23 protein-coding genes and 1 pseudogene are annotated in these 24,489 nt (G+C 70.9%); 9 read left to right on the top strand and 15 right to left on the bottom strand.

Features of this window, described 5'->3' with window-relative positions; translation table 11 throughout:
• Positions 1-103: 103 nt before the first annotated feature.
• The 4 genes from ACFY6U_RS24255 to ACFY6U_RS24240 form a co-directional block, all read right to left on the bottom strand.
• The gene (locus ACFY6U_RS24255; protein WP_390041339.1) at positions 104-2,425 is read right to left on the bottom strand and encodes a GH92 family glycosyl hydrolase; all 2,322 of its coding nucleotides are present in this window, start codon (positions 2,423-2,425) and stop codon (positions 104-106) included.
• A gap of 131 nt (positions 2,426-2,556) precedes the next feature.
• Positions 2,557-3,777 (bottom strand): glucose-1-phosphate adenylyltransferase, encoded by a 1,221-nt coding sequence (glgC, locus tag ACFY6U_RS24250; RefSeq protein WP_390041337.1) that lies wholly within the window; start codon positions 3,775-3,777, stop codon positions 2,557-2,559.
• 104 nt (positions 3,778-3,881) lie between these two features.
• A complete protein-coding gene (glgA, locus tag ACFY6U_RS24245; RefSeq protein WP_390041765.1) occupies positions 3,882-5,033 on the bottom strand; it encodes a glycogen synthase in 1,152 nt (383 codons plus the stop codon).
• A gap of 38 nt (positions 5,034-5,071) precedes the next feature.
• Positions 5,072-5,917 carry a (2Fe-2S)-binding protein gene (locus ACFY6U_RS24240; RefSeq protein ID WP_390041763.1) on the bottom strand — a complete coding sequence of 282 codons (846 nt, stop codon included), beginning with the start codon at positions 5,915-5,917 and terminating at the stop codon, positions 5,072-5,074.
• A 211-nt stretch (positions 5,918-6,128) separates the two neighbouring features.
• Between ACFY6U_RS24240 and ACFY6U_RS24235 the strand changes: the two genes are divergently transcribed.
• A complete protein-coding gene (locus tag ACFY6U_RS24235; RefSeq protein ID WP_390041336.1) occupies positions 6,129-7,256 on the top strand; it encodes a DMT family transporter in 1,128 nt (375 codons plus the stop codon).
• On the opposite strand, the gene ACFY6U_RS24230 is transcribed toward ACFY6U_RS24235, so the two are convergent.
• Positions 7,246-8,469 carry a transglycosylase family protein gene (locus ACFY6U_RS24230; protein ID WP_390041334.1) on the bottom strand — a complete coding sequence of 408 codons (1,224 nt, stop codon included), beginning with the start codon at positions 8,467-8,469 and terminating at the stop codon, positions 7,246-7,248. The genes ACFY6U_RS24235 and ACFY6U_RS24230 overlap by 11 nt on opposite strands.
• A 353-nt stretch (positions 8,470-8,822) precedes the next feature.
• On the opposite strand from ACFY6U_RS24230, the gene gndA reads away from it, so the two are divergent.
• A complete protein-coding gene (gene gndA, locus ACFY6U_RS24225; protein ID WP_390041332.1) occupies positions 8,823-10,262 on the top strand; it encodes an NADP-dependent phosphogluconate dehydrogenase in 1,440 nt (479 codons plus the stop codon).
• A 511-nt stretch (positions 10,263-10,773) separates the two neighbouring features.
• Here gndA and ACFY6U_RS24220 read toward each other — a convergent pair.
• The 3 genes from ACFY6U_RS24220 to panD are packed head-to-tail and all read right to left on the bottom strand — an operon-like array spanning position 10,774 to position 12,214.
• Complete coding sequence (locus ACFY6U_RS24220; protein WP_390041330.1) at positions 10,774-11,418, bottom strand: aspartate/glutamate racemase family protein; 645 nt, start codon at positions 11,416-11,418, stop codon at positions 10,774-10,776.
• Positions 11,419-11,428: 10 nt separating this feature from the next.
• Positions 11,429-11,773 (bottom strand): GNAT family N-acetyltransferase, encoded by a 345-nt coding sequence (locus ACFY6U_RS24215; protein WP_390041328.1) that lies wholly within the window; start codon positions 11,771-11,773, stop codon positions 11,429-11,431.
• Positions 11,774-11,794: 21 nt separating this feature from the next.
• A complete protein-coding gene (gene panD, locus ACFY6U_RS24210) occupies positions 11,795-12,214 on the bottom strand; it encodes an aspartate 1-decarboxylase (protein WP_390041326.1) in 420 nt (139 codons plus the stop codon).
• Between the two features lie 518 nt (positions 12,215-12,732).
• On the opposite strand from panD, the gene ACFY6U_RS24205 reads away from it, so the two are divergent.
• The 3 genes from ACFY6U_RS24205 (at position 12,733) to ACFY6U_RS24195 (ending at position 16,283) form a co-directional block, all read left to right on the top strand.
• Positions 12,733-13,806 (top strand): PP2C family protein-serine/threonine phosphatase, encoded by a 1,074-nt coding sequence (locus ACFY6U_RS24205; protein ID WP_390041324.1) that lies wholly within the window; start codon positions 12,733-12,735, stop codon positions 13,804-13,806.
• A 98-nt stretch (positions 13,807-13,904) separates the two neighbouring features.
• Positions 13,905-15,476 carry a SpoIIE family protein phosphatase gene (locus ACFY6U_RS24200; RefSeq protein ID WP_390041322.1) on the top strand — a complete coding sequence of 524 codons (1,572 nt, stop codon included), beginning with the start codon at positions 13,905-13,907 and terminating at the stop codon, positions 15,474-15,476.
• A gap of 36 nt (positions 15,477-15,512) precedes the next feature.
• On the top strand, positions 15,513-16,283 hold the full coding sequence (locus ACFY6U_RS24195) for an AraC family transcriptional regulator N-terminal domain-containing protein (protein WP_390041320.1): 771 nt from the start codon (positions 15,513-15,515) through the stop codon (positions 16,281-16,283).
• Here the strand turns inward: ACFY6U_RS24195 and ACFY6U_RS24190 are convergent.
• Positions 16,261-16,506: pseudogene (locus ACFY6U_RS24190) on the bottom strand (response regulator transcription factor); the annotation flags it as partial. The gene ACFY6U_RS24195 and the pseudogene ACFY6U_RS24190 sit on opposite strands and share 23 nt — an antisense overlap.
• Positions 16,507-16,552: 46 nt before the next feature.
• Between ACFY6U_RS24190 and ACFY6U_RS24185 the strand changes: the two are divergent.
• Complete coding sequence (locus tag ACFY6U_RS24185; protein ID WP_390041318.1) at positions 16,553-17,983, top strand: HAMP domain-containing protein; 1,431 nt, start codon at positions 16,553-16,555, stop codon at positions 17,981-17,983.
• Positions 17,984-18,188: 205 nt separating this feature from the next.
• Here the strand turns inward: ACFY6U_RS24185 and ACFY6U_RS24180 are convergent, their stop codons facing one another.
• Together ACFY6U_RS24180 and ACFY6U_RS24175 are read right to left on the bottom strand one after the other, a co-directional pair.
• On the bottom strand, positions 18,189-18,569 hold the full coding sequence (locus ACFY6U_RS24180) for an STAS domain-containing protein (protein WP_390041316.1): 381 nt from the start codon (positions 18,567-18,569) through the stop codon (positions 18,189-18,191).
• A gap of 526 nt (positions 18,570-19,095) precedes the next feature.
• Positions 19,096-19,581, bottom strand: a complete 486-nt coding sequence (locus ACFY6U_RS24175; protein WP_390041314.1) for a MarR family transcriptional regulator — start codon at positions 19,579-19,581, stop codon at positions 19,096-19,098.
• 150 nt (positions 19,582-19,731) lie between these two features.
• Between ACFY6U_RS24175 and ACFY6U_RS24170 the strand changes: the two genes are divergently transcribed.
• Positions 19,732-20,904 carry a PP2C family protein-serine/threonine phosphatase gene (locus ACFY6U_RS24170; protein ID WP_390041312.1) on the top strand — a complete coding sequence of 391 codons (1,173 nt, stop codon included), beginning with the start codon at positions 19,732-19,734 and terminating at the stop codon, positions 20,902-20,904.
• 125 nt (positions 20,905-21,029) lie between these two features.
• On the opposite strand, the gene ACFY6U_RS24165 is transcribed toward ACFY6U_RS24170, so the two are convergent.
• The 4 genes from ACFY6U_RS24165 to ACFY6U_RS24150 form a co-directional block, all read right to left on the bottom strand.
• A complete protein-coding gene (locus ACFY6U_RS24165; protein ID WP_390041310.1) occupies positions 21,030-21,155 on the bottom strand; it encodes a hypothetical protein in 126 nt (41 codons plus the stop codon).
• Between the two features lies 1 nt (position 21,156).
• Positions 21,157-21,660: a MarR family transcriptional regulator gene (locus ACFY6U_RS24160; protein WP_390041309.1), complete on the bottom strand. Its 504-nt coding sequence runs from the start codon at positions 21,658-21,660 to the stop codon at positions 21,157-21,159.
• Between the two features lie 159 nt (positions 21,661-21,819).
• Entirely contained in the window at positions 21,820-22,047 is a 228-nt protein-coding gene (locus ACFY6U_RS24155) for a DUF5133 domain-containing protein (RefSeq protein WP_390041307.1), read from the bottom strand.
• 69 nt (positions 22,048-22,116) lie between these two features.
• Complete coding sequence (locus ACFY6U_RS24150) at positions 22,117-22,677, bottom strand: ATP-binding protein (protein ID WP_390041305.1); 561 nt, start codon at positions 22,675-22,677, stop codon at positions 22,117-22,119.
• Between the two features lie 145 nt (positions 22,678-22,822).
• Between ACFY6U_RS24150 and ACFY6U_RS24145 the strand changes: the two genes are divergently transcribed.
• Positions 22,823-23,188 (top strand): STAS domain-containing protein, encoded by a 366-nt coding sequence (locus ACFY6U_RS24145; protein WP_351489778.1) that lies wholly within the window; start codon positions 22,823-22,825, stop codon positions 23,186-23,188.
• A gap of 302 nt (positions 23,189-23,490) precedes the next feature.
• Positions 23,491-24,489 (top strand): HAMP domain-containing protein (locus tag ACFY6U_RS24140; protein ID WP_390041303.1); only part of this gene is annotated, 999 nt, incomplete at its 3' end.

The following is a 24,489-nucleotide window of genomic DNA, read 5'->3' as shown; positions in this document are numbered from 1 at the left end:
GCCGACTCATGATTACGGTCAAGTACGATCACGCTACGCTCAGTTAACAGCAGATTAAGTCCCGCCTCCTCCGAAAGAGGCGGGGCTCATGCGTCGCCTGAGGTCATTTCAGCGCCGGTGGTGCCGCCTCGGGTGACGTACCCCACTCTGACGGGCGCGAGCCGACCGTGAACGCCAGCGACCGCAGGGAGCGCAGCGCACCGGTCGTCAGATAGGTACGGCCGTAGTCGGCACCGTCGGTGCGGGCCTTCTGGATGTACCGGTGGCCGGCGGAGGTCCCCGGTGCGGTCACCGTGAATCCGCCGCTCGGCCAGAAGCGCCGGTCGAGGCGGACGTCGGCCCGGTCGAACACGGGCGTGGACAGGCCCCAGGTGCCGTAGCCGGGCTGTACCGGGAAGAGGCCGAGGGACGACAGGACGTTCCAGGCGGACATGGTGCCGAGGTCGTCGTTGCCGGTCATCCCGGTCGGGCCGTCGGTGAACAGGGTCAGCGCCGCGTGCACCACGTCGGTGGTCTTCCAGGGCTGGCCGGTGGAGAGGTAGGTGTACGGCGCGATGAGGTCGGGCTCGTTCATGGGGTTGTAGACGGCCGCGTTGTAGTAGGTGTACGCGTTGCCGTGCACCCACACCTCCCGCGCGGTCTTCTCCGGATCGGCGAGCAGCTTGTCGTAGGCGAAGAAGGAGTCGAGCCGGGTGTTGGTGGCGCGCTCGCCGCCGATCAGGGAGATCACACCGGGCAGGTCCTGCGGGACGAGCCACTGGTACTGCCAGGCGGTGCCCTCGTGGAAGCCGATGCCGCGGGCCGGGTCGGGGTTGCCGGTGAAGAGGCCGGAGGCGTCGCGGGCGCGGAAGAAGCCGGTGGAGGGGTCGAAGACGTTGCGGTAGTTCTGCGCCCGGGTGGCGTAGCGGGCCGCGTCCTCGACATGGCCGAGGTCCCGGGCCAGCTGCGCGAGCATCGCGTCGGACAGCGCGTACTCCAGGGTCACGGAGGCGCCGTGGTCGTAGTCGGAGTCGCCCACCTTGGTGTGCGGGCGGCCCTTGAGGTACGGCGCGAAGCCGTCGGCGAGGTACTCGGCGTTGGCCTCGCGGCCGACCCCGGCGTTGGCGGCCGGCGGCACGCCGTCGGCGTTCTTCTTCAGCGCCCGGTAGGCGCGCTCCTCGTACCCCTTGAGCAGCCCCAGCTGGTAGGCGGTGGTCAGGAAGGGGGTGACCGGGTCGCCGGTCATGATGTTCGTCTCGACCGTGCCATAGCCCCACTTGGGCAGCCAGCCGCCCTCCTCGTCGATCTTCAGCACCGACAGGGCCATGTCGCGGGCCTCGCGCGGGGCGAGCAGGGCGAGCGCCTGGGCCTGGGTGCGGTAGGTGTCCCAGAGCGACCAGTTCTGGTAGTAGGTGAACCCCTGGGCGCGGTGGATCCGGCGGTCCCAGCCGGTGTAACGGCCGTCGGCGTCCTCGCCGACGTTGGGCGCGAGGAAGGTGCGGTACAGGGACGAGTAGAACGTACGGCGCAGGGTCGGGGAGCCGCCCCGGACGCGGATGCCGGCGAGCCGCCGCTCCCAGGCGTCCCGGGCCTGCCGCCGTACCGCGTCGAACGAACGGCCGCCCTCGGCGCGCAGATTGGCCTCGGCGCCGTGTGCGTCGACGTACGACAGGGCGGTGGTCGCCTCGACCGTACGGTCCCGGGTGGTGTCGAAGCGGACGTAGGCGCCGTCGGCTCCGGTGCGGGAGCCGGGGGTGACCGCGGTGCCGTTCCAGGTGCCGTACGCGGTGAAGGGCCGGCTGAAGCGGGTCACCGTGTAGACGGTGTACGGGGCGGTCTCGCGGCAGAAGCCGTGGCCGGTGATCCTGGTGCGGACGGTGTGGTCGTCGAGGATCTCGACGTCGCTGCTGACCGCCTTGTGCAGCGCCTGGTGGGCGTTGAGCAGGACGTTGGCCTTGCCGGTGGCCGGGAAGGTGTAGCGCTGGACGCCGGTGCGGGCGGTCGCGGTCAGCTCGGCCGTCACGCCCGAGTCGAGGCCGACGCGGTAGTAGCCGGGGCTCGCCGCCTCGTCGGCGTGGTCGAAGCCGGCGGCGTACTCGGCGTAGTCCGTCTGCGTGACGTCCCCGGTGGTGGGCAGCACGGGAAGGTCGCCGCCGATGGCGCAGCCGACGCCGGAGAGGTGGACCAGGGAGAAGCCGCGGATCCGGTGCTGGGAGTAGTCGTAGCCGGTGCTGTGCCCGGTGTCCGGAGAGAGCTGCACCATGCCGAAGGGCACGGCCGCGCCGGGGAACGTGTTGCCCTCGTCCTGGCTGCCGATGAAGGGGTTCACCAGGTCGGCGAGGTGGCCGTCGGCCGGTTCGGCGGCCCCCGCGGCGGGGGCGGTGAGCAGCGCGGACGCTGTCAGCACCGCGGCGAGGCACAGCCGTGTGCACCGGGTCCCTCTCATGTCGGACGACCTCCGAAGTTCGACAGTTCGACATCGCTGTCTGCATCGTGAGGGGAGAGGGCCCCAAAGTCCGGCAAATGAGGGTTATTCACTCGCAGCGCGTCGCGCGCGAGTTGGAGTGCGCACGAGGGCTACGAGACGATCTGCCCCTTCCCGAGGCCGATGACCCCGCCCTTGGAGACGGTGTACAGCTCGGCGTCCCGGTCCGGGTTGACGCCTATCGTCGCGCCGGGCGGGACCTCTACGTTCTTGTCCAGCACCGCGCCGCGCACCACTGCGCCCCGCCCCACGACCACGTTGTCGTGCAGCACCGACCCCTGGACCACCGCGCCCGGGTCGACCCGCACGCCCGGGGAGAGCACGGACCGGGTGACCTGGCCCCGGATCAGGCAGCCCGCGCTGATGATGGACTCGCTCGCCATGCCGCCGGCGTTGAAGCGGGCCGGGGAGAGCTGGTACGAGTGGGTGTAGATGGGCCAGCTGCGGTTGAAGAGGTTGAAGGCGGGCCGCTCGGCGATCAGGTCCATGTGGGCGTCGTAGTACGCGTCGAGGGTGCCGACGTCCCGCCAGTAGCCGCGGTCGCGACTGGTCTCGCCGGGGACGTGGTTGGCGGCGAAGTCGTAGAGCTGGGCCTCGCCGCGGGCGGTGAGCTGGGGCAGGATCGAGCCGCCCATGTCGTGCACCGAGTCGTCGTCCTCGGCGTCCCGGTGCAGGGCCTCCACCAGGGCCTTGGTGGTGAAGATGTAGTTGCCCATGGAGGCGAAGACGCAGTCCGGGGCGTCCGGCAGACCCGGCGGGTCGGCGGGCTTCTCCAGGAAGGTCTCTATCGTCTGCCCGTCCGAGCCCGGGGTGATCACACCGAACGCCGAGGACTCCGCGCGCGGGATGCGGATGCCCGCGACCGTGACCCCGGCGCCGCCCTCGATGTGCTGCTGCAGCATCTGCCGGGGGTCCATGCGGTAGACGTGGTCGGCGCCGAACACCGCTACGTAGTCGGGCTGTTCGTCGTGGACCAGGTTGAGGGACTGCAGGAGGGCGTCGGCGCTGCCCAGGTACCAGCGCGGGCCGAGCCGCTGCTGGGCCGGGACCGGGGTCACGTAGTTGCCGAGCAGGCTGGACATCCGCCAGGTGGTGGTGATGTGCCGGTCCAGCGAGTGCGACTTGTACTGGGTCAGCACGCAGATGCGCAGCACGTCCGCGTTGACCAGGTTGGACAGCACGAAGTCGACCAGGCGGTAGGTACCGCCGAAGGTGACAGCTGGTTTCGCCCGGTCGGCGGTCAGCGGCATCAGGCGCTTGCCCTCCCCGCCGGCCAGCACGATCCCGAGTACCGAAGGCCCACCACGACGCATGGCCGCTCCCCTCACCCTGGTGCTCCATGCCTGCCCTGGGAGCACACCCGCTAAGCCTGCACCGGGATCGCGTCGAACAGGCGGCCTGTTCGTTACGCCTGTCGTTACGGCTGCTTGAGGATCTCCTCGTAGAGCCGGACCGTGCGTCGTGCCACCGCGTCCCAGCCGAACTCCCCCACGGCGCGCTCCCGTCCGGCCTCGCCCATCCGGCGGGCCGTCTCCCGGTCGCCGACGACGGCGTCCAGCGCCCGCGCCAGGCCGCCCTCGAAGTCGTCGTCCAGGTCGACCAGCAGGCCCGTCCTGCCGTCCTCGACGACCTCGGGGATACCGCCGACCCGGGACGCCACCACGGGCGTGCCGCAGGCCATCGCCTCCAGGTTGACGATCCCGAGCGGCTCGTAGACCGAGGGGCAGGCGAACACGGCGGCATGGGTGAGGAGTTGGATGACGTCGGCGCGCGGCAGCATCTGCGGGATCCAGTGCACGCCCTCGCGGACCCGGCTCAGCTCCGCGAACAGCTCGCGGAACTCGCGGTCGATCTCCGGGGTGTCGGGCGCCCCCGCACACAGCACGACCTGGGCCGCCGAGTCGATGTCCCGTACCGCGCGCAGCAGATGGGGCACGCCCTTCTGGCGGGTGATACGGCCGACGAACAGCACGTAGGGGCGGCCGGGGTCGATGCCGATCCGGGCCAGGACGTCGGTGGCGCGGTCCGGGCGGTAGAGAGCGGTGTCGATGCCGTTGTGCACGACGTGGACCTTCGCCGGGTCCAGGGCGGGATAGCAGTCGAGGATGTCCGTGCGCATCGCCCCGGACACCGCGATCACGCCGTCGGCGGCCTCGACCGCGCTGCGCTCGGCCCAGCTCGACAGGGCGTAGCCGCCGCCGAGTTGCTCGGCCTTCCAGGGCCGCAGCGGCTCCAGCGAGTGGGCGGTCACCACGTGCGGGACGCCGTAGAGCATCTTGGCCACGTGGCCGGCCAGGTTGGCGTACCAGGTGTGGGAGTGGACGAGCTCGCGGCCTTCGAGGCCCGCGGCCATGGCGAGGTCCACGGAGAAGGTGCGCAGCGCGTCGTTGGCGGTGTCCAGGGCGGTCCAGGGGCGGTGCCGGACGACGCCGACCCCGCGGCCCTCGCCCCAGCAGTGCACCTCCAGGTCGACCAGGGGGCGCAACTCCCTGGCGAGGAACTCCACGTGAACACCCGCGCCGCCGTAGACGTCCGGGGGGTACTCCCGGGTCAGCAGTCCGACTCGCACCCGCAACCCCTCGCTCTCCACGGCCGGTTGTTCCATGGTCACCCAGATGCGGCGCGCGGGGAAGAGCGCGGTGGTTGTGTGAAACAACAGTCACCGCAGACCCCGCCGCCCGGCACCCGGTAGTAGAGACAGCAGCTGCGACGCCGGAAGGCCAGGCCGGTGCGAGTGCCGGTGGCGCTCAGCAGGGGGTGCGCGAAGAGGGCGTCGGCGAGGGTACGGGTCCGGGCGGCCACGTCGGCACATTTGTTCGCACGCACCCAGCGGTCCAGCTCCCGTGCGGCACCGGCCAGCGCGGAGCCGGCGTTGCCCCACAGCAGGCCGGCAGCGAGGCCGTAGCGGTCCCGCAGGGCTGCCCCCAGGGGTTCGAGGTGGCCGTGCACGACGACTCGCACGACCGCGTCGGCGAGTACTGCGGGGTCGGCGGGTACTACGGGGTCGGCGGGCGCGGCCGGGCCGGTGCCGGCGGGCAGTGCGCGTACCTCGGTGAGCCAGAGGTCGTCGGGGGCGGTGGCGCCGGGATCCCAGTGGAGCAGGCCGGGGCCGAGGTCGGGGAGGCGGCCGTAGCGGACGGCGCAGCCGAGGGCGACGGACCAGAGCCGGGCGGCCAGCCCCTGGTGGGCGATGGAGGCGGCGACCCGGGGCTCGCCGGTACGCAGACGCCTCGAAACGGCGTCGACACGGAAAGTCAGCGCATTCCGGTAAACATCCGATGTGAGTTTTTCATAGGCCTTTGCCAAGGTCGTGGATTGGCCGATCCGCGCCGGGTCGGGCTCTCCTACCGCAGGTCGGACCGTGCGCAGGACGAAGAAGCCGCCGAGCGGGCGGAGCGCGGCGAGATGGGGGTCCAGGTCCTCGAACAGGTCCACGAAGAGCAGTAGTACCAGGCCTCACGAGATCCCGGGCGCACACCGTCTCCACCCGGCGGCCCCCACCCTGGGGATGATCAGGATCCCGCCGTACTCCATCGGTAGTAGGACCCATTAGGTGCTCAGGTACGACGACGGGAAGCACGCGGACGGGCAGAGTGTTGCTCATGGAAGCCGACCGATCACCGCGCGGGGCCAACCGGCCACGCCTGACGCAGAGGAGCCGAGCATGAGCGCCCTCGCGTTGTCCGTCTTGCTTTCCTTCGTCTCCGCCGTCGCCTACGCCGGCGGAGCGATCGTGCAGGAACAGGTAGCGGTCTCCTCCCCCGACGAGCAGTACGCGCCGCTGCGCCGCCCGAGCTGGTGGGGGGCGATGGCGCTGAACGGCCTCGGTGGCCTGCTGCACGTCGTGGCACTGGCCTACGGCCCGTTGAGCCTGGTCCAGCCGCTGGGCGCGCTCACCATCGTGTTCGCGCTGCCCATGGCGGCCCTCTTCGTCGGCCGCAGGGCCGGGGCGACCGCCTGGCGGGGCGCGATCATGGCGACCGTCGGTCTGGCCGGTCTGCTCTCCCTGGTCGGCTCCTCCGACTCGCACACCCTGGACTCCGCCGGGCGGATCGGCGTCGCGCTGGTCACCGGCGCGGCGGTCGTCGCGCTGATGATCGCGGGCCGGGCCGCGCACCGGCACCCGGCGGTGCGCAGCGTGCTGCTCGCCACCGCTTCCGGCATAGCCTTCGGCATGTCCTCGGTCTTCACCAAGGTCGTGGCGATCGACTGGGACGGCGGCGTCGCCACGGCCGACCTGCTCTGGTTGTCCGTGATCGGCGCCTACGCCGTCGCGGGCGTCCTGATCTCCCAGGCCGCCTACCGGGGCGGCGGCCTCGCCGCACCCCTGGCCACGCTGACCGTGGTCAACCCGGTGCTGGCCGCCGCGGTCGGCATCACGATGTTCGGCGAGACGTTCCGCTACGGCGCGACGGGCACCCTGCTGGCGCTGGGCTGCGGTGTGGTGGCCGCGGGCGGCCTGATCCTGCTGACGACCGAGCGTATCGAGCGCACCCCGCATCCGGCCCGGCCGGTGCCGGAGCCCGCCGTGGCCGAGGCGTCGCCCGAGCCGCTGGTCGAGGCGCTGGTGGAACTGGCCGAGGCGGGCCTGGCGCAGGCCGTCGCGGAGCGCGGCGGTGCCGCGCAGGCGGAGCCGGCGAAGGTGGCCGGCTCACTGGTCGAGATGCCGCAGCAGCGGTCGGGGTCCGCGGGGCCGGACGTGGTCGCGGACGTGGCCGATGTGCTGCTGCCCGCCGCCGACTACGTGCACGGTCCGCTCCTGGCCCGGCGCCGTACGCGGATCAGATCCTGACGCCGCCGGCCCGGAGATAGGCGACCGGGTCGATGTCCGTGCCGAATCCGGGCCCCGTCCGCACCTCGAAGTGCAGATGCGGGCCCGTGGCGTTTCCGGTGGAGCCCGAGCGGCCGATCCGCTGGCCCGTGGACACGCTCTGCCCGGCCCGCACGGAGATCGCCGAGAGATGGCCGTACTGCGTGTAGCGGCCGTCGGCGTGCCGGATCACCACCTGGTAGCCGTAGGAGCCGCCCCAGCCCGCCGTGACGACCTGCCCGGCCTCGACCGCCTTCACGGAGGTGCCGGTGGGCGCGAGGAAGTCGACGCCGGTGTGGTAGCCCTTCGACCAGTGCGAGCCGGACACGTGGTACGCGGTGCCGACAGGGGCGTCGACGGGTGCGACGAGGGTGTGGCCGGTGTGGGTGGCGGCCTTCGTCTTCTCGGCCTTGGCCTTGGACTTGGTCTTGTTCTTGGCGTCGGCCTTCGGGTGGACCTTGGCCGTGGCCTTGGAGGCGGTCTTCTTCGCCGCCGCTTCGGTCTTGGCCGCCTGGCCCGTCAGGCTCAGCCGCTGTCCCGGCAGGATCAGGTCGGGGTCGGAGCCGACCGTCGCGCGGTTGGCCGCGTACAGCCGGTGCCAGCCCCCGGCCAGCTCGTTCTCCTCGGCGATCCCGGAGAGCGTGTCGCCGTGCACCACGGTGTACATCTCGGCCCTGCCGGCCCGGGACTGCGGCGTGGTCTGCGGCTGTACGTCCCGTACGGAGCTCTTCGCGGCGCTCTTGGCCGAAGTCTTCTCGGCGTGGTGCGCCGCGGGGTGGGTGGCGGCGCTCTCGGTGTGCACGTCGGGGGTGTCGCCGCCGCGGGTGAGCCCGGCCCGCACCGAGCAGACCGGCCAGGCGCCCGGCCCCTGGCCGTCGAGGACCCTTTCCGCCACCGCTATCTGCTGGTCCTTGGTGGCGAGGTCGGCGCGCGGCGCGTACCTCGTGCCCCCGTAGGCCTCCCAGGTGGACTGGGTGAACTGGAGCCCGCCGTAGAAGCCGTTGCCGGTGTCGATGCCCCAGTCGCCGCTGGACTCACAGGCGGCGACCCGGTCCCAGGTGGACACCGAGGCCGCGTCGGCGCTGCCGGCGGCGGCGAGCGGGAGCGCGAGGCCGGCGCCGCCCGCCGTGACGGTGAGCGAGGCGCGGTTGATCCTGTTCGGCTGGTACCGGCGGTGCCGTCCGCGATCGGCCATGTCTGGAGCCCCCCTCGCCACGCGCGTCAGGAAGGCCAAAAGTAAGCGTCCCGAACAGGCCATGACAAGACGGCAATCAGCCGCCTCCTGTCCCCGAGGACTCGGCCGTCCCGCCCGAACGGGTGCGACGGGAAAAGGCGTTGACGGGCCCTCAGCCGTAAGGGTCCGGCGGGACTGCCGGAAGGCGTCTCACGAGGTTACTGAGCCGTCGGGGCCGTGTGGTCCGTATCTGCAAGTGCGGCCGGTCGAACGGCGGGTCAGGATGGCCTTTGGGCAATACTGGCGGGCATGAGCGGCGGCAGCATCCCTTGCACGTTCTACGGGATCGACTTGATTCTTGAGGAGCAGGCGGTATGAGCACTTCGGCGCAGATCGGCGTCACGGGTCTCGCGGTCATGGGCCGCAACCTCGCCCGGAACTTCGCGCGCAACGGCTACACGGTGGCGTTGCACAACCGCACGGTGTCGAAGACACACGAGCTGGTGGAGAACTTCGGGGACGAGGGCGACTTCATCGCGGCCGAGACCGCCAAGGAGTTCGTGGCGGCGCTGGAGCGGCCGCGCCGGCTGGTCATCATGGTCAAGGCGGGCGGTCCGACGGACGCGGTGATCGAGGAGTTCGCACCGCTCCTCGAGCCCGGCGACATGATCATCGACGGCGGCAACGCGCACTTCGCGGACACCCGGCGCCGCGAGAAGGCGCTGCGCGAGCAGGGCATCCACTTCGTGGGCATGGGCGTGTCCGGCGGTGAGGAGGGCGCGCTGCACGGCCCGAGCATCATGCCGGGCGGTCCGAGGGAGTCGTACGACTCGCTGGGCCCGATGCTGGAGAAGATCTCGGCGAAGGCGGCCGACGGCGCGCCCTGCGTGACACACATCGGCCCCGACGGCGCCGGGCACTTCGTGAAGATGGTCCACAACGGCATCGAGTACGCCGACATGCAGCTGATCGGCGAGGCGTACCAGTTGCTGCGCGATGTCGCCGGGTACTCCCCCGCGCAGATCGCGGACATCTTCCGCACGTGGAACACGGGCCGGCTCGACTCGTACCTGATCGAGATCACGGCGGAGGTGCTGGCGCACGTGGACGCCGCGACCGACAAGCCGTTCGTGGACGTGGTGGTGGACCAGGCGGAGCAGAAGGGTACCGGCCGCTGGACGGTCCAGATCGCGCTCGACCTGGGCGTGCCGGTGTCGGGGATCGCCGAGGCGGTGTTCGCGCGCTCGCTGTCCGGTCACGCCGACCTGCGGGCCGCGTCCCGGGGTCTGGCCGGTCCGAAGCCGAGGGCGCTGTCCGAGGCGGAGGCGGCGGCGTTCGCGGACCGGGTGGAGCAGGCGCTGTACGCGTCGAAGATCGTGTCGTACACGCAGGGCTTCCACGAGATCCAGGCGGGCAGCGACGAGTACGACTGGGACATCGACCTCGGCGCGGTGTCCTCGATCTGGCGGGGCGGCTGCATCATCCGGGCGGCGTTCCTGGACCGGATCCGGGCGGCGTACGACGCGCGGGCGGACCTGCCGAGCCTGCTGTCGGACGAGACGTTCGCGCGGGAGATCGCGGAGGCGCAGGACGACTGGCGTGAGGTGATCATCGCCGCGACGCGGGAGGGGGTCGCCGTGCCCGGCTTCTCGGCGGCGCTGGCGTACTACGACGCGCTGCGGGCGGAGCGGTTGCCTGCGGCGCTCACGCAGGGGCAGCGGGACTTCTTCGGGGCGCACACGTACCGGAGGGTGGACCGGGAGGGGTCGTTCCACACGCTGTGGGGCGGGGACCGCTCGGAGGTCACGGCGTAGCGTCGGCCGCGTTTGCGGGGTGCGGGGGGCTGCGGGTTCGCGCAGTTCCCCGCGCCCCTGAGCCGGGCTGGAGCCGGCGGTCGAGTGCGGGCGCGTCGTGGGTTTTCGCGCAGTTCCCCGCGCCCCCGGGAACGGGGCGAGCTCGACCTTCGGGTGCCGGTACGTCGTGGGATTGCGCGTGCTTTCCCGCGCGCCTTGAGGTGCCGGTGGGTCGGGGCTGCTGCTCGGGGTCTTCGGGGGTGCTCAGGTCAGGGGCGGGCCCGGTTCTGGGGTGGGGGTGGGTTCTGGGCCCGGGGGGATGGGGGACGGGTCGGGGGGTGGTGGGGTCGGAGTCGGGGTGGGGGGCTGGGGTGGTGGGGTTGGTTCCGGGGCCGGGGGTGGCTGGGGGGTGGGGACCGGGCTGGGGTAGGGGTCCGGAGGGTGGGGGTCCGGGGCGGGGGCTGGGTGTGGATTCGTCATGGTGTCCTCCGGCCAGTGGCTCGATGTCACCTCTGGGGGTCTACTGCGCCACCTACCCGACCGGCGCTCGCGCACTCCTCGCAGCCGCCGCGAGGCCCGGACGGGGGCTGGACAGCATCTGAACCGCCGTGGTCGTGAATTTCGCGGCCGAGGTCATGGATGCCTGGGCCAGGACGATCACGTCGGCGTCGGTCACGGCGTCCGCCGCGGCGGCCACCAGGCGGGCGCATCCCTCGATGTCACCGGCCTCGAAGCGGGTCCAGGCGTCCGGTACGACCTGGGCGCGGGCCCGGACCGGGCGGTCCGCGCGGCGCGCCTCGTCGTCGAGCAGGGCCAGGGTGGGCGGCAGGGTGCTCTCGACCGTCGCCAGGACGGCGATGCGGGGGCCCGCCGCCACTGCCGCGGCCGCCATCGGACGGTCGCCACGGATGACCGGTACGCCGACGTCGGCGGCGGCCCGCTCCGCCACCTCGCCGATCGTCGAGCAGGTGCAGAGCACGGCCCGTGCAGGGGAGTTCGCCGCCTGGTGGAGGGCCGCGGCGACATCCCCGGCCACCGCTTCGGGGCCCTCCCGGCGGGCCCGGGCCAGGAGGTCCGGGGCCACGGAGTGACGTAGCTCCAGGCCCGGGTGGTGCTCGTCGCGCAGGGCGTCGAAAACGGGGACGTGGAGGGGTGAGGTGTGGAGGAGGGCGAGCATGCCCGGGCCGTCAGAAGCGGCCGGGGTGGGCGACCAGCCATTCCTTCGCGGCGCGCAGCAGTTCGGGGTCCGGTGTCGGCGCCACGTCGGGGTGGCGCTCGGCCCACCTGACGACGTACGGGCAGAGCGGGGCCACCGGGGTCTTCTCCTGCTCGGAGATCGCGTACAGCTCGCGGGCGAGGGAGCCCGCGATGCCCTTCCCCTCGTGCGCCGGCTCCACGATGGTGTGCACGGGCACGAGGGCCCGGGAGGGCGACTCCAGGACGAAGTACTCGATGTGGCCGACGACTTCGTCGCCGGCGACCGCCTCCAGACGGCCGGCCGCCCGGTCGTCGCGGATCTCGATGTCGCTCATGTCGCCCTCCTGGTCCTCCGGTCAGGCCGACACGGCCTGCGGGCTGCGCTCCTGGTCCGAGCCGGGTACCGGCTCGGACGGGTCGGCACCGAGGGCCACGACCCGGTTGTCGTGGTCGACGTGCACGACCCGCGGCCGAAGCGTACGCGCCTCGGCGTCGGTGACCTGAGCGTAGCTGATGATGATCACCAGGTCTCCGGGGTGGACGAGGTGAGCGGCCGCCCCGTTGATCCCGACGACCCCGGAGCCCCGCTCGCCCTCGATGACGTACGTCTCCAGCCGGGCGCCGTTGGTGATGTCGACGATGTGGACCAGCTCGCCGGGCAGCAGGTCGGCGGCGTCGAGGAGGTCGGCGTCGATGGTCACGGATCCCACGTAGTGCAGGTCGGCCTGGGTGACGGTGGCGCGGTGGATCTTGGACTTGAACATGGTACGAAACACGGAGATACTCCCGGTTTGTCTGCTCCCTGCCTGCTTTTTGCAGGTCAAGGGCGGTGTTCGGAAGCTACATCATTTCGCATGTCCGGTCAGCTGCCCCCAGGTGTTTCAGGACTCACACGGCCAGGAGCCGTACGCGCGTCACGGAATGTCGGCACAGTTGCGAGGCTCCGGGAGGCGGCGGGGCAGCCGACGTTCGAATTCCGTAATGCCTGTGCGCGGCGTCCCCGCTTGACCCGGTCCTGCGCCCGGCGCACATTGGAATCCGCATAGCGGAAATGAATTACCGCCATACGGTAAGAATGCGTCAAACAGAGAGTAAGGACAGCGACGGTTTCCGCCGTGGCGCACCGCATGACCACGCGCAGAAGGTGAACGACTTCCCGGACGGCCGGCACGCCGAATCCCAGGCGCTCACGAGATCAACCCTCGCAGGATCACCCATGAAATTCTTTGCTCGCGATGTCTCAGTGCCTGGCCCTGACAGCCTCCTGCCCCGAGGACGCACACGAGCGCATCTGGTGCTTCCTCTCCTGCTGATCGCTGCCATCACCCTCTCGGCGTCCTTCGCCCCCCTGGCCATTCATCTCTCACCGCTGCTCGTGGCGGCCCCCACCTGCACCGCGGCGGTCGCACGGGTGCGATTCACGGTCGCCATGGCACTCACCGCCAGTGCGGCAGTGGTCCTCGTCGACTGGCACGACGGCCTGCTGCATTCGCCGTTGCTGCCCATACACATCGGCGCTCTGCTGGCGGTCTCGGGCTCTGCCGTCGCCGCTCGCGCGCTGCACGACCGCGATCTGAGAGAACTCACCCAGGTGCGCGCTGTGTCCGAGGCGGCCCAGCGGGTTCTGTTGCGGCCGATCCCGCACACATTGGGTTCTCTGCGCATCGCGTCCATGTACCGGGCGGCCACCGCGCACGCCCTGGTGGGCGGCGACCTGTACGCCGCCGTCCGCTCCGGCCACACGACCCGCTTTCTCATAGGCGACGTCCGCGGCAAGGGTTTGCCGGCCGTCGAGGACGCCTCCGCCCTGCTCGGTGCCTTCCGCGAGGCAGCCCATGAACACGAGACACTCCCGCAGCTGGCGGCCTCCCTGGAACGCAGCGTCCGCAGGCACCTGGCCGAGATGAGCGAGAGGGACCCCAACAGCGCGGAACGCTTCATCACCGCTCTGCTGGTCGAACTTCCCGACGCAGAAGAGACCGTCAGGGTCGTGAGCTGCGGACACCCTCCGCCGCTGCGCGGGCAACGCGGCGGGGTGACCCGCCTGTGTGTGGACCGGCCTGCTCCGCCACTCGGACTGGCCGGAAGCACGGCTGAGGCATTCCCCTTCGACACGTTCGCGTTCTCTCCAGGGGACACCTTGTTGCTCTACACCGACGGACTCGCCGAGGCCCGCGACGCCACCGGGACGTTCTACCCCGTCCTGGAGCGAGCTGCCACGTGGACCTGGTGTTGCCCGCACAGCCTGCTGCAACACATCAGCCATGACCTCAACAGCTATGCGGGTCAACACCTGGACGACGACCTCGCCATGGTGGCCGTCCAGCGCCCTGCCCACGCGTCCGATTCCCCGGAGGCCGCCGCATGAGCCGCGTCAGAGGCATCCACATCGGCGGGTCGTCCGTCGCGGACAACGGGGCCCTGTGCCTTGCACCAGAGGCCGACCATGAAGGGACAGAGACAAGGATGGCTGCTGTACGACGTCTACTGTGCCAGCCGAGTTCGCTGCTCGTCATCTACCTGAGCGCCATATGCGCGGTCCAACTGGGCGTCTCCACCGGCGGCTTGGTCCGCTGGTCCGACTACTCGGTGCTGGTCCCCCTCGTGGCCGCCGCCCTGCTCCCCGTTCGCCGGACCCTCTTCATCGGGGGCGCGACCCTGGTGGCCAGTGCGGCCGTCTACGGCTTGGCGATCCACGGGGTCTCCGAAGGAGGCCGTGCAGTCGTGATCTCCGCCGCGGTGCTGTCCTTCGGCCTGAGCCTTGTGATCTGCCGGACCCGCCTGCGTCTGCAACGCCGGCACTGCACCCGGGCGGAACAGCCGGTGCTGAGCGTCGACGGTCCGGCAGTCACCTCAGAGGCGAGGCACACCGCAGACGGCGCACCCGGCGACGCGCTTCCGTTCTCGGTGACGGACGGGCAACCGTCCCCGCTGCCGCAGCCCGCGGCGGTGGAGCTTGCCGGCTCTGGCGTGGCCGGCAAGAGCACAGCCGTGCCCAAAGCCCACTGGCTCGACGTCATACCACTGCCGGGCGCCCGGGTCGCGCTGGTCGCAGGATCCGTCCCCGACCACGGGAGCTACTCGCCCGGAATCACCGCCGAACTCCGCGCCGCGGTACGCACACTGGCCGACATCGACCTGCAACCGGATGAACTCCTCACCCACCTGGAGAGCGTACTTGCCCGGCTGCGGCCCCAGCACGACGAGAGCGCGGCCGGGACCACCGCCCATTGCCTGTATGCCGTCTACGACCCCGTCTCCGCGCGCTGCACCCTCGCCAGCGCCGGGTATCCCGCGCCGACCGTGATCAGGCCCGACGGCCTGGCCACCACCGTGGAGCTTCCTGTCGGCCTGCCGCTCGGACTTGCCCAACCGCCCGCGGAGGCCACCGAGGTCGCGCTCCCCGAAGGCAGTGTGCTCCTGCTGTACGCGCACACCCCCGGGACACCCGAACTGGCAGCCCGGCCCGGTGGGACCGCATCGTCCGAGGCGGTTGCCGGATCTCAGCGCGGCCTGGACGCCCTCTGCCGCCGGGCCCTCGACGCCCTCGTATCCAGTGGGCGTTATGTCCACGCCGACGTCCTCGCGGCCCGCACACATGCCTTCGACGGCAGCAATGTCGGTGCCTGGGAGCTCTCAGCCGATCTCGCGGCCGTCTCGCAAGCTCGTAAGCACATCTCAGGGAAGCTCGCCGCGTGGGGACTTGAAGAGGCCGCACCCACCATGGAGCTCATCGCCAGCGAGCTCGTCACCAACGCGATCCGCCATGGTCGCCCTCCTGTCCGACTGCGCCTGATCCGACACGGCGCCGGACTGACCTGCGAGGTCTCCGACGGCAGCAGCACCTCCCCGTATCTGCGGCGAGCCCGCACCTTCGACGAGAGCGGCCGGGGGCTGTTCATCGTCGCTCAGCTCACCAGGCGCTGGGGCACACGCCACCATTCCCTCGGCAAGACCATCTGGGCGGAAGAAGAACTTCCGACACCGGAACAAGCCCCGAGCGACCACCACATCTCCTCGGCACGCTTGGGCGCCTAACCCTCTGCTGAACCTCGTCCTGTTCGGAGGTTGAGGATGGAGCTTCTGCAGGAGCTGCACACGCTGATCGTTGAACACGTGGGGGACGGCGGCCGCAGAGCCACGGTTGCCGACGGCGTGGCCGTTGTGGTCGTGAACGAGCCGACTCCGCCGGTCGTTGCCCCCGTGCCCGGACCCACCCTGGCGATCGTGGCTCGGGGCACCATGCGCACGGTGTTCAACGGCGAACCGTACGAGTACGGTGCCGGGAAGTACGTGATCGCCTCGCTCGACCTGCCGTCGACGAGCCAGGTCATCCAGGCGGACCGTGACGAACCGCTCACGGTCTTCATCATGGACCTCCGGCCGCAGGCCATCGCGTCGTTACTGGTCGAGACGGACGAGGCGGGCACGCCCCCCGCTGAAAGGGAATTCTTCGTCACGGAGGCCACGCCAAAGCTGCTCGAGCCCGTCGTACGACTGCTGCGGGCCGCCCGCTGCCCCGACGACCTGCGAGTTCTCCGGGGGTCGGCTGACGAGACAGCGAGCGGCTCAGCGCCCGCGGCGGCGATGAGGTGCATCGATCTGGGCAGCGAATGCGGTCTGGAGCTGGCCGGCCGAATGCGACTCGAGACCGGCCCGTCTCCCCCGCTGGTCATTGTGGTTTCCGTCCACGCAGAGGACGAATACGCAGGCATGATCGAGGAGAGTGCCGCAGCCGGCTTCCTGGCGAAAACTGCTCTGTCGGGCAATGCCGTTCGCGCTCTGCTCGCCGCAGCGAACGAGGATCACCATGACAGTTCGATCAGCGGGCCTCCAGAAACGTGATGACCGCCCGCACACGACGGTGGTCGTCCTCGGTCTCCGGAAGGTTCAGCTTCGCCAGGATATTGCGTACATGTTTCTCCACCGTTCCTTCGGCGACCCACAACCGGCGGGCGATGCCGGCATTGGAGCGGCCCTCGGCCATCAACTCCAACACCTCGCGTTCCCGCGTGCTGAGTGCGGCCAGCGGATCCTCCCTACGACGGGCGGACACCAGTTCCTGCACCTCCCGAACCCGGAAAACGGGCGGGAACAGAGGCATCGTACGCCGCTTGATCATCGCGAGCAGCCTCCTCGTTCTCCCCATCGGCACAGCTTTCGCCATCCTGTTGCACTCGGTCGTCGACCTGGGCACCATCCACCGGCTTGCACAGAAGTCAGAAGAGGTGCGCATAGTGGCGAACCAGGCAGAGCAACGGGTGCTCAACTTCGAGATGGACTTGCACAGCTATGCCCTGACCAGACAGCCGCGGTACGTCAAACGCTGGCAGAATTCCGTGGCCGCCTTTCCCATGGAGGCCGACAAGCTGAAGAGCCTGACCGCAAAGAGCCCTGGGCAGCTGGCCCGAGCGGAGTGGATCCAGAACATGTGCACCGCATACATCAAGGATTACTCCACGTCTTTGGCGAACGCCGCGGGGCACGACCGTTCCCTGAGAGAGCGGTCCGTCCTGAGCAGGGAGGACGACCGCCGTTTCCAGGTGATTCTGGACGGGTTTCACGACCTCGTTGCCACCGAGCAGACCATGGCCAAGGAAAGGGAGGCACATGCCGCGACGCCCACGGACCAGGCTGTCGCCGCCACCATCGCCGGTCTGTCCGGTTCGGTGGTGACCACCATCGGCGTCGCGTGCTACGTCATCAGGGCAATCGTGGATCCCGTGCGCCGGACTGCGGCCATGGCCGACCAGCTCGCCAACGGGGACCTGACCGCCCGCACACCGGAGACAGCGGTCGGCGAGATCGGGCTCCTGGAGCGCAGCTTCAATCGCATGGCCGACTCGCTGGAGCAGGGCCATGCGGAACTGTCCACGTCTCGATCCAGGATTCTCGCGGCCACCGACCAGGCACGGCGCAGCATCGAACGAGATCTGCACGACGGCACCCAGCAGCGGTTGGTGGCCCTTCTGCTGGAGTTGCAAGTGGCCGAGAGCACGGTCCCTGCGGGCCAACGGGAACTGAGGGCCAGGATCTCCCGGGCCGCCGAGTCCCTGAAAGGGGTACTGGACGACCTGCACGAGCTCTCCCGTGGCATTCATCCGGCAGTCCTCATCCGGGGAGGTCTGGCCCCCGCGCTCAGGGCTCTGGCCCGTCGCTCACCGGTTCCGGTGGAACTCGACGTGGATGTGCCACGAAGGCTGCCCGAGCCCATCGAGGTGGCGGCCTACTACGTCGTCTCCGAGGCGCTGACCAACACCGCGAAGCATGCCCACGCATCCTGCGTCCACGTCTGCGCGAGGACCGGCCCCGACGTCCTGTGCCTGTCCGTTCACGACGACGGCGTCGGAGGCGCCGCAATGGGGAGTGGCTCGGGGCTGGTCGGCCTCACCGACCGGGTAACGGCCCTCGGCGGGACGTTGGGCCTCCACAGCCCCGAGGGGGCAGGTACCACTCTGCGAGCACGCCTTCCCCTGACCGAGGCACAGCCGGCGGATCCCTCACCTCCCCATGGCTTCCCCCGGCCGACCCCCTGCGCGGACTGAACAGCCCGTGGGGGCGGCAGCCGAAGCCGGACCTCACGGTTCCGGTCGGCGGCTGCGACAGCCACCGATGCGGGGGAACGCCAACCGAGTCCTGTCGTCACGGACCGGAACCGACAGCATCGCTCCGGGTGCGCGTCGGCACCGGAGGCCGGTCGTGCCATGGCCGGCCTCAGGCATGGGCGCCGAACCGTGCCGGTGTGAACGTTCATGACGGGTCCGCGCCGCCTCCGCCCGGATCCGCGCCGCCTCCGCCGGGGCGGACGTCCGTGACGGTGAACAGCTCCGTGGTGCCGCTGATCTCCAGGAGCCGGCTGACGGCGGACCGCAGGGGACCGACCAGCACCAGGGTCCTGCCGTCGGCCTGGTGGCGGTGGCGGGCCCGGATCAGCGCGTTGAGCAGCATGCTGTCGGCGAAGGTGACCGCGGTGAGGTCCACCGCGGTAACGGGCATCGCCGCCCGGTTGGCCGCCTCCCAGGCCCGCTCGAAGTCACCGGCGTCGTCGTGGTCGACCTCGCCCCGCACGGTGATCACGAAGATCTGCTCACGGCGGTCGATGAGCACACTCAGATCGGGAGCCGGGTGCATGGCGCCATCCTCACGTCGCCGGTCCCAGGGGGACGGGTGGGGCCGGACCGGGCGGCCGGGCCGCTTCCCCCGGGAGTCGCCACGGACGGGGCGACGATGGTCATGCGTTCCCTCTCGGCGGGTACACGGATGGCTGCCGGGCTCGCCGACGGGCGAGCACGACCGCGCGGAGGCGGTGCGTGCGGGGCCGACGCGGGCGCCGCGGAAGGACGGCCGTCAGGACGGCCGTCGTGAGCACCCCGCACCCGAGTCACGTGCCGGGTCGTGCTTTCGATCACTCGCGGGTCTCCGGCGTTCGGGACGTACCGCACGGTCGCTCCGGATCGTGCCGACGGGAGGTGGCCGAAAGGTGTGAGGAGAATTCGAAGAACAGTTGCCGTTTGACAACAATAGCCATGAGGCAACAGAGTAGCCGCGTCGGACGTACACGGGGAAGGACCTGGAATGATCCGGTGGACGGAGACCGCTCCGGGCACCGCCCGCCATCGTCGTGAAGCGGTGGTGGCACCGGTGCCGTGAAGGTTCTTCAGGCGGTCCGGCTGTCGGAGTCCGGAGCCTCGTCGTGTATCTGCGAGGCCGCGGTGGCGCAGAACGCCTCCAGGCCCTCCAGGAGGGCGACACGCTTGGCCGCGGGCATGTCGGCCAGCACCTTCTGCAACTCGCTCTCCCGGCGGGCGCGCAGATCGGCGAGGAAGAAGCGCCCCCGGGCGCTGAGATGGAGCCGTACCTCGCGCCGGTCCTCCGGGCTCACCATGCGCTCGACGAACCCCGCGGCCTGCAGCCGGTCACAGAGCCGGCTCGTCGACGGCGGAGTGGAGGCGAGGAACTCGGCGAGGGTGCGCAGATTGATGCCGTCATGGTGCTCGAGGATGTGCAGCACGCGCAGCTGGGAGGCTGAGGTGGGCGCGGTCGAGGCCCGCCCCCAGACAACCTCCAGCAGCTCGACGGCCCGCGTGGTCACATGTGCGACCTCTTCGGGCTCCGGGCGGCGGCGGAAGGCAGTCACGGTCACACTCTCGCAGGCACTGGGGCGCCTCTCAGCGTACTAGCAGCCGCCACCGGCCACGGACACCTCGGGACGACAGACGCGGCTCTTCGCGGAGCACCGGCGCCGCCGCCGGGCCCGCACGTTGTCAGGAGACAGAATGGTGCACCCCTCATCGTGAACAGATTCAAGACCGCTGAACGCGCTCTGCGCACGGCGGCTCCCCACGAACTGCTGGACGCGGTCCGCGCCGTGCTGACCGAGCGATACGGCGCGGCGGACGTCGAGCTGTTCATGGCCGACTACAGCCTGACGGTGCTTCAGCCGGTGTCGGTGGCGCCGCACAACCTGGAGCCGATCCCGGTGCACGGCAGCCCGGCCGGCCGTGCCTTCGGCTCGCAAGCACCCTATTGGGAGGACGGCCGGGGCCGGCCGGCCCGGGTCCATCTGCCGGTGAGCGTGCGCGGCGACCGGCTCGGCGTGCTGTCCGTGACGCTGCGCAGCCGCGAGACGGCGTCCGAGTGCGTCCCGGAACTCGCCGAGATCGCCGACGCGCTGGCGCACGAGGTGGTCGTGGCCGAGCGCGACACGGACCTGTACCTGCAGGCCCGGCGCAAGGACCGGCTCACCCTGGCCGCGGAGATGCAGTGGCACCTGCTGCCCGGCCGCTCCTGCTCCCGGCCCGAGTACGACCTGGCCTGCCAGCTGGAACCGGCCTACGCCGTCTTCGGGGACAACTTCGACTGGTCCGCCACGTCCGACCGGCTGATGCTGTACGTCACGAACGGCATGGGCGAGGGCATAGAGGCGGCCCTGCTGACCAACCTCGCCGTCAACGCCCTGCGCAACGCGCGGCGCGCCGGAATCGCCATCGAGGACCAGGCGGCCCTGGCCGACCAGGCCGTCTACGCCCACTACCGGGGCCGCCGGTACCTGTCCGTCCTGATGCTGGACTTCGACCTGACGACCGGCCGGGCCAGCGTGGTGGACGCCGGCTCCCCGCAGCTGCTGCGGCTGCGCGCCGGCGCGGTCGAGCGCGTGCCCTTCGAGGCCCAGCTGCCTCTGGGCATGTTCGAGGAGACGGACTACGTGGCGCAGGACTTCGCCGTCGAGCCCGGAGACCGGCTCATCTTCGTCAGCGACGGCGTCCACGCGGTGCACTCGCCCAAGGGCGAGACGTACGGAGAGCGGGCGCTCGCCCGCGCCATCCAGTCCACTCGGCTGCTGCCCGCCGCCGAGGTGCCGCGCGCCGTGCTGCGCGAGCTGGCGGGTCATCGCGGCGATGCCGTCGTGGCGGACGACGACGCGTTGGTCGTGTGCCTGGACTGGCGAGGGCGGAAGCCGTCGTGACGTCGTGACCGTCGTGACCTGAGACGGCGTTCCCGCTACCGGGCGGCCGGCTGCCGACCGCCGGGCACGGGGACGGCTCCGGCCGGCGGTGGGGGCCGGAGGTGGGAATCCGGCGCGGAGGGCCGTCACCGGATCCGCCGCGGGCCGGCGTCGCGGAGTGCCGTCACCCGGTCCGCCTCGGCCGACGCCGCGATCCCGTGCACGTCCCCGCTCAGGTCCTCGTGCACGTCCCGGCACACGCCCCCGCGCACGTCAGAAGTCGGTCACGTCCTCGTCGCCCGGCCTGCCGTCCAGCGCGGCCAGAAAGCCCCGGAGTCCTCGCCCGAGGGCCTCGGCCTCGGCCGGCTCCATGGCACCGAGTGCGACGGCCAGCCTCCGCGATCTGCGGCACGCCACCTCCTCGAGCGCCTGCCGGCCCTGCCTCGTCGCATGCAGTCGCACCGCTCGCCGGTTGCGCGGATGCAGCTCCCGCTCCAGCAGACCCGCCGCCTCCAGCCGGTCGCACAGCCGGCTGGCGGCGGGCAGCCCGACGTCCATCCGCACGGCGAGCGCGGTGAGGTTGAGCCCCGGTTCCCCCTCCGTGATCCGCAGGGCGCGCAACTGGTGCGGCGACAGACGCACACGGGCGCCCTGCGCGGCGACCGACCACAGGGTCGTAAGCCCTTCCACGGCGTCGGCCATCGAGACGGCCAGCGCCATGAGGCCGTCCGACGGCCCGCTCGATCGGCTGTCCCCGGAGCCACTGAGACCAGTCACGAGGTATCGCTTTCAGACATCGCCTGTCCATGCAGGTGCCAATTTTGTTCCCTCGCGATACCCGACCGACGGCCGGACACGCCCCGCCGCTCCTCCGTCCTCTCGTCCTCCACAGCATCTGCACGAGTCGCCGCGCGGGACGCCCTCGGTCGTCCGGGGTCAGGCGGAGAGCAGGGAGTCGTCCTCGACGCGGGCACCGGGCAGGCGGTACCGGGCCACCACGAGGGCGGCGTCGATGTCACTGGTACCGGTCGCCACACACAGCGTGTAGGCGATGTCGGCCATCCGCCGGCGTACGGCCTCGTCGCCCTCGTCCGCATGCAGGGCGCGCAGTGTCTCGTACTGCTCGATCAGGTCCGTCAGTACGGCCGGGTGTGCCATCAGCATCGCAAGCCTCCTGCCTGTCAACAGTTCGCACGGATCGTGCAGCGGCCCGCCTGCCCCGCTCGCCACACTTCATTCCCGGCCTTCCGCCTTCGGCGGCTCGGGCCGACCGGCCGTCCGGCCACCGCCACCAGCCGGCTGCCCGAATCCCAGCAGCGGGTCGTCGAAGAGCGCGAGCCGGGCGGTGACGCACTTGCCCACGGGCTCACGGCGGGCCTCGAAGCCCTGCACCACCGCCAGCACGATCTCCAGGCCGTGCTGGCCCACCCGTCCGGCGTCGGCGGCCCGGGCCAGCGGCAGCGTGGGATCGGTGTCCCAGATCTCGATCTCCACCAGGCCGTCGACGACGCGGAGCTGCAGCAGCACCGGTCCGGGCGCGTACTTCAGCGCGTTGGTGACCAGTTCGCTGACCACCAGCTGTGCCAGGTCCATCGTGCGGGAGGTGACCGGCAGTCCGTGCTCGGACTGCGCCCTGGTCAGGAACTCCGACGTCCGGTGCCGCGCACTGGCGATACAGCCGTCCGTCCCGTCCAGGGCGATGGTGACGTCGGCAGGTGCTGCCTCCGGCATCCGGGAACACTCCTCGGGCGGGACAGGCTCCTCCCTGCCACTGACATGCGATACCCCGTTCATGGGCGCGCGTCTACCCGGCCTTGCCGACGGTATTCCTGCGCCCTGGGAAGTCGGCCGGGACATCGGGTGCATCACCGCCGGGATCCTGGGCAACGTTGGCTACAGGAAGGGGGCTCGACCCGTACCGAGGGCACAGAGGACCGAAGTGGCAGACAACCAGGAAGCAGTGGGACGCGGCCAGTTGGCCGTCGTGCGCACGGACGTCGACGGCATCGCCGTGCTCGGCGTCCGCGGAGAGATCGACTACCAGAGTGTGGGCACGCTGACACGGGCGATGCCCCCGGCCGACCCCACCACCGGCCCCCGGGTCGTCGTCGATCTCAGCGAGGTCACCTTCATGGATTCCAGCGGCGTCAACGCGCTCGTCGCCGCCCACCACGCCACCCGGGCCGCACAGGGATGGCTGCGCCTGGCGGGCGCCCACGGCCCGGTGCTGCGCACCGTGCAACTGGTGGGCCTCGACGCCGTCGCCCCCTGTCACCCGACCGTCGCGGAGGCCCTCGCGGCGTGACGCCCGGGACACCGTGAGCGGCGTCCGCGGCTGTTGCGGTGGGCACCGGATCCGCAGACGGTGGAACGAGGCCGGGTTCCCCGGCACGGCCTTGCCATGCCGGGTGCTTCCCGTCTTTTTTTCCGGGCCATGGCATTCTCGGCGGCCTTTTGTTGCTGCACGACAACTGAGTTAGTCTGCGATCGATTTCCCGTCGGCCGGAGCCGTCGAACGCGGCGTCACCACTGGTGGCGGGGCTGCCGGCGCCGGCCTGGTTCCGGGTCCTCGGGGTGGGGATCCTGCGAAGCGGAACGAGGGTGGGCATGGCCGGCACTTCGATGGACACCCAGGTGCGGGGCCCTGGCGAGCAGGAGCTACGGCAGCTGCTCGCCGGGCTGACGGCGGTACGGGACGGAGACTTCGGTACCCGCCTGCCGTCCGACGGCACGGGTCTGCTCGGCGACATAGCCACGGTGTTCAACGGCATGGTCGACCAGCTGTCCCTGTTCACCTCGGAGGTGACGCGGGTCGCCCGCGAGGTGGGCACCGAGGGCACCCTGGGCGGTCAGGCCGAGGTGCCCGGGGTCTCCGGCACCTGGGCGGACCTGACCGAGTCGGTCAACGCCATGGCGGGCAACCTCACCACCCAGGTCCGCGACATCGCCCAGGTGGCGACGGCGGTGGCCAAGGGCGACCTGTCCCAGAAGATCGACGTACCCGCGCGCGGCGAGATCCTGCAGCTGAAGGAGACCGTCAACACGATGGTCGACCAGCTCTCCGCCTTCGCCGACGAGGTCACCCGCGTCGCCCGCGAGGTCGGCAGCGAAGGGCGGCTCGGCGGCCAGGCGCAGGTGCCCGGGGTCGGCGGGGTCTGGCGCGACCTCACGGATTCGGTCAATTTCATGGCCGGGAACCTCACCTCCCAGGTCCGCAACGTCGCCCAGGTGACGACCGCGGTCGCGCAGGGCGACCTCTCCCAGAAGATCACCGTCGACGCCCGCGGCGAGATCCTCGAACTCAAGAACACCATCAACACCATGGTCGACCAGCTCTCCGCCTTCGCCGACGAGGTCACCCGCGTCGCCCGCGAGGTCGGCACCGAAGGGCGCCTGGGCGGGCAGGCCGACGTGAAGGGCGTCAAGGGGACCTGGCGCGACCTGACGGACTCCGTGAACTTCATGGCGGGCAACCTCACCGCACAGGTCCGCAACGTCGCCCAGGTGGCCACCGCGGTCGCGCAGGGCGACCTCTCCCAGAAGATCACCGTCGACGCCCGCGGCGAGATCCTCGAACTCAAGAACACCATCAACACCATGGTCGAC

The sequence above is a fragment of the Streptomyces sp. NPDC013157 genome, assembly GCF_042899865.1.
Classification (GTDB): domain Bacteria; phylum Actinomycetota; class Actinomycetes; order Streptomycetales; family Streptomycetaceae; genus Streptomyces.
Note: the sequence above shows the minus strand (reverse complement) of the source record. Positions and strands in the feature narration are given on the sequence as shown.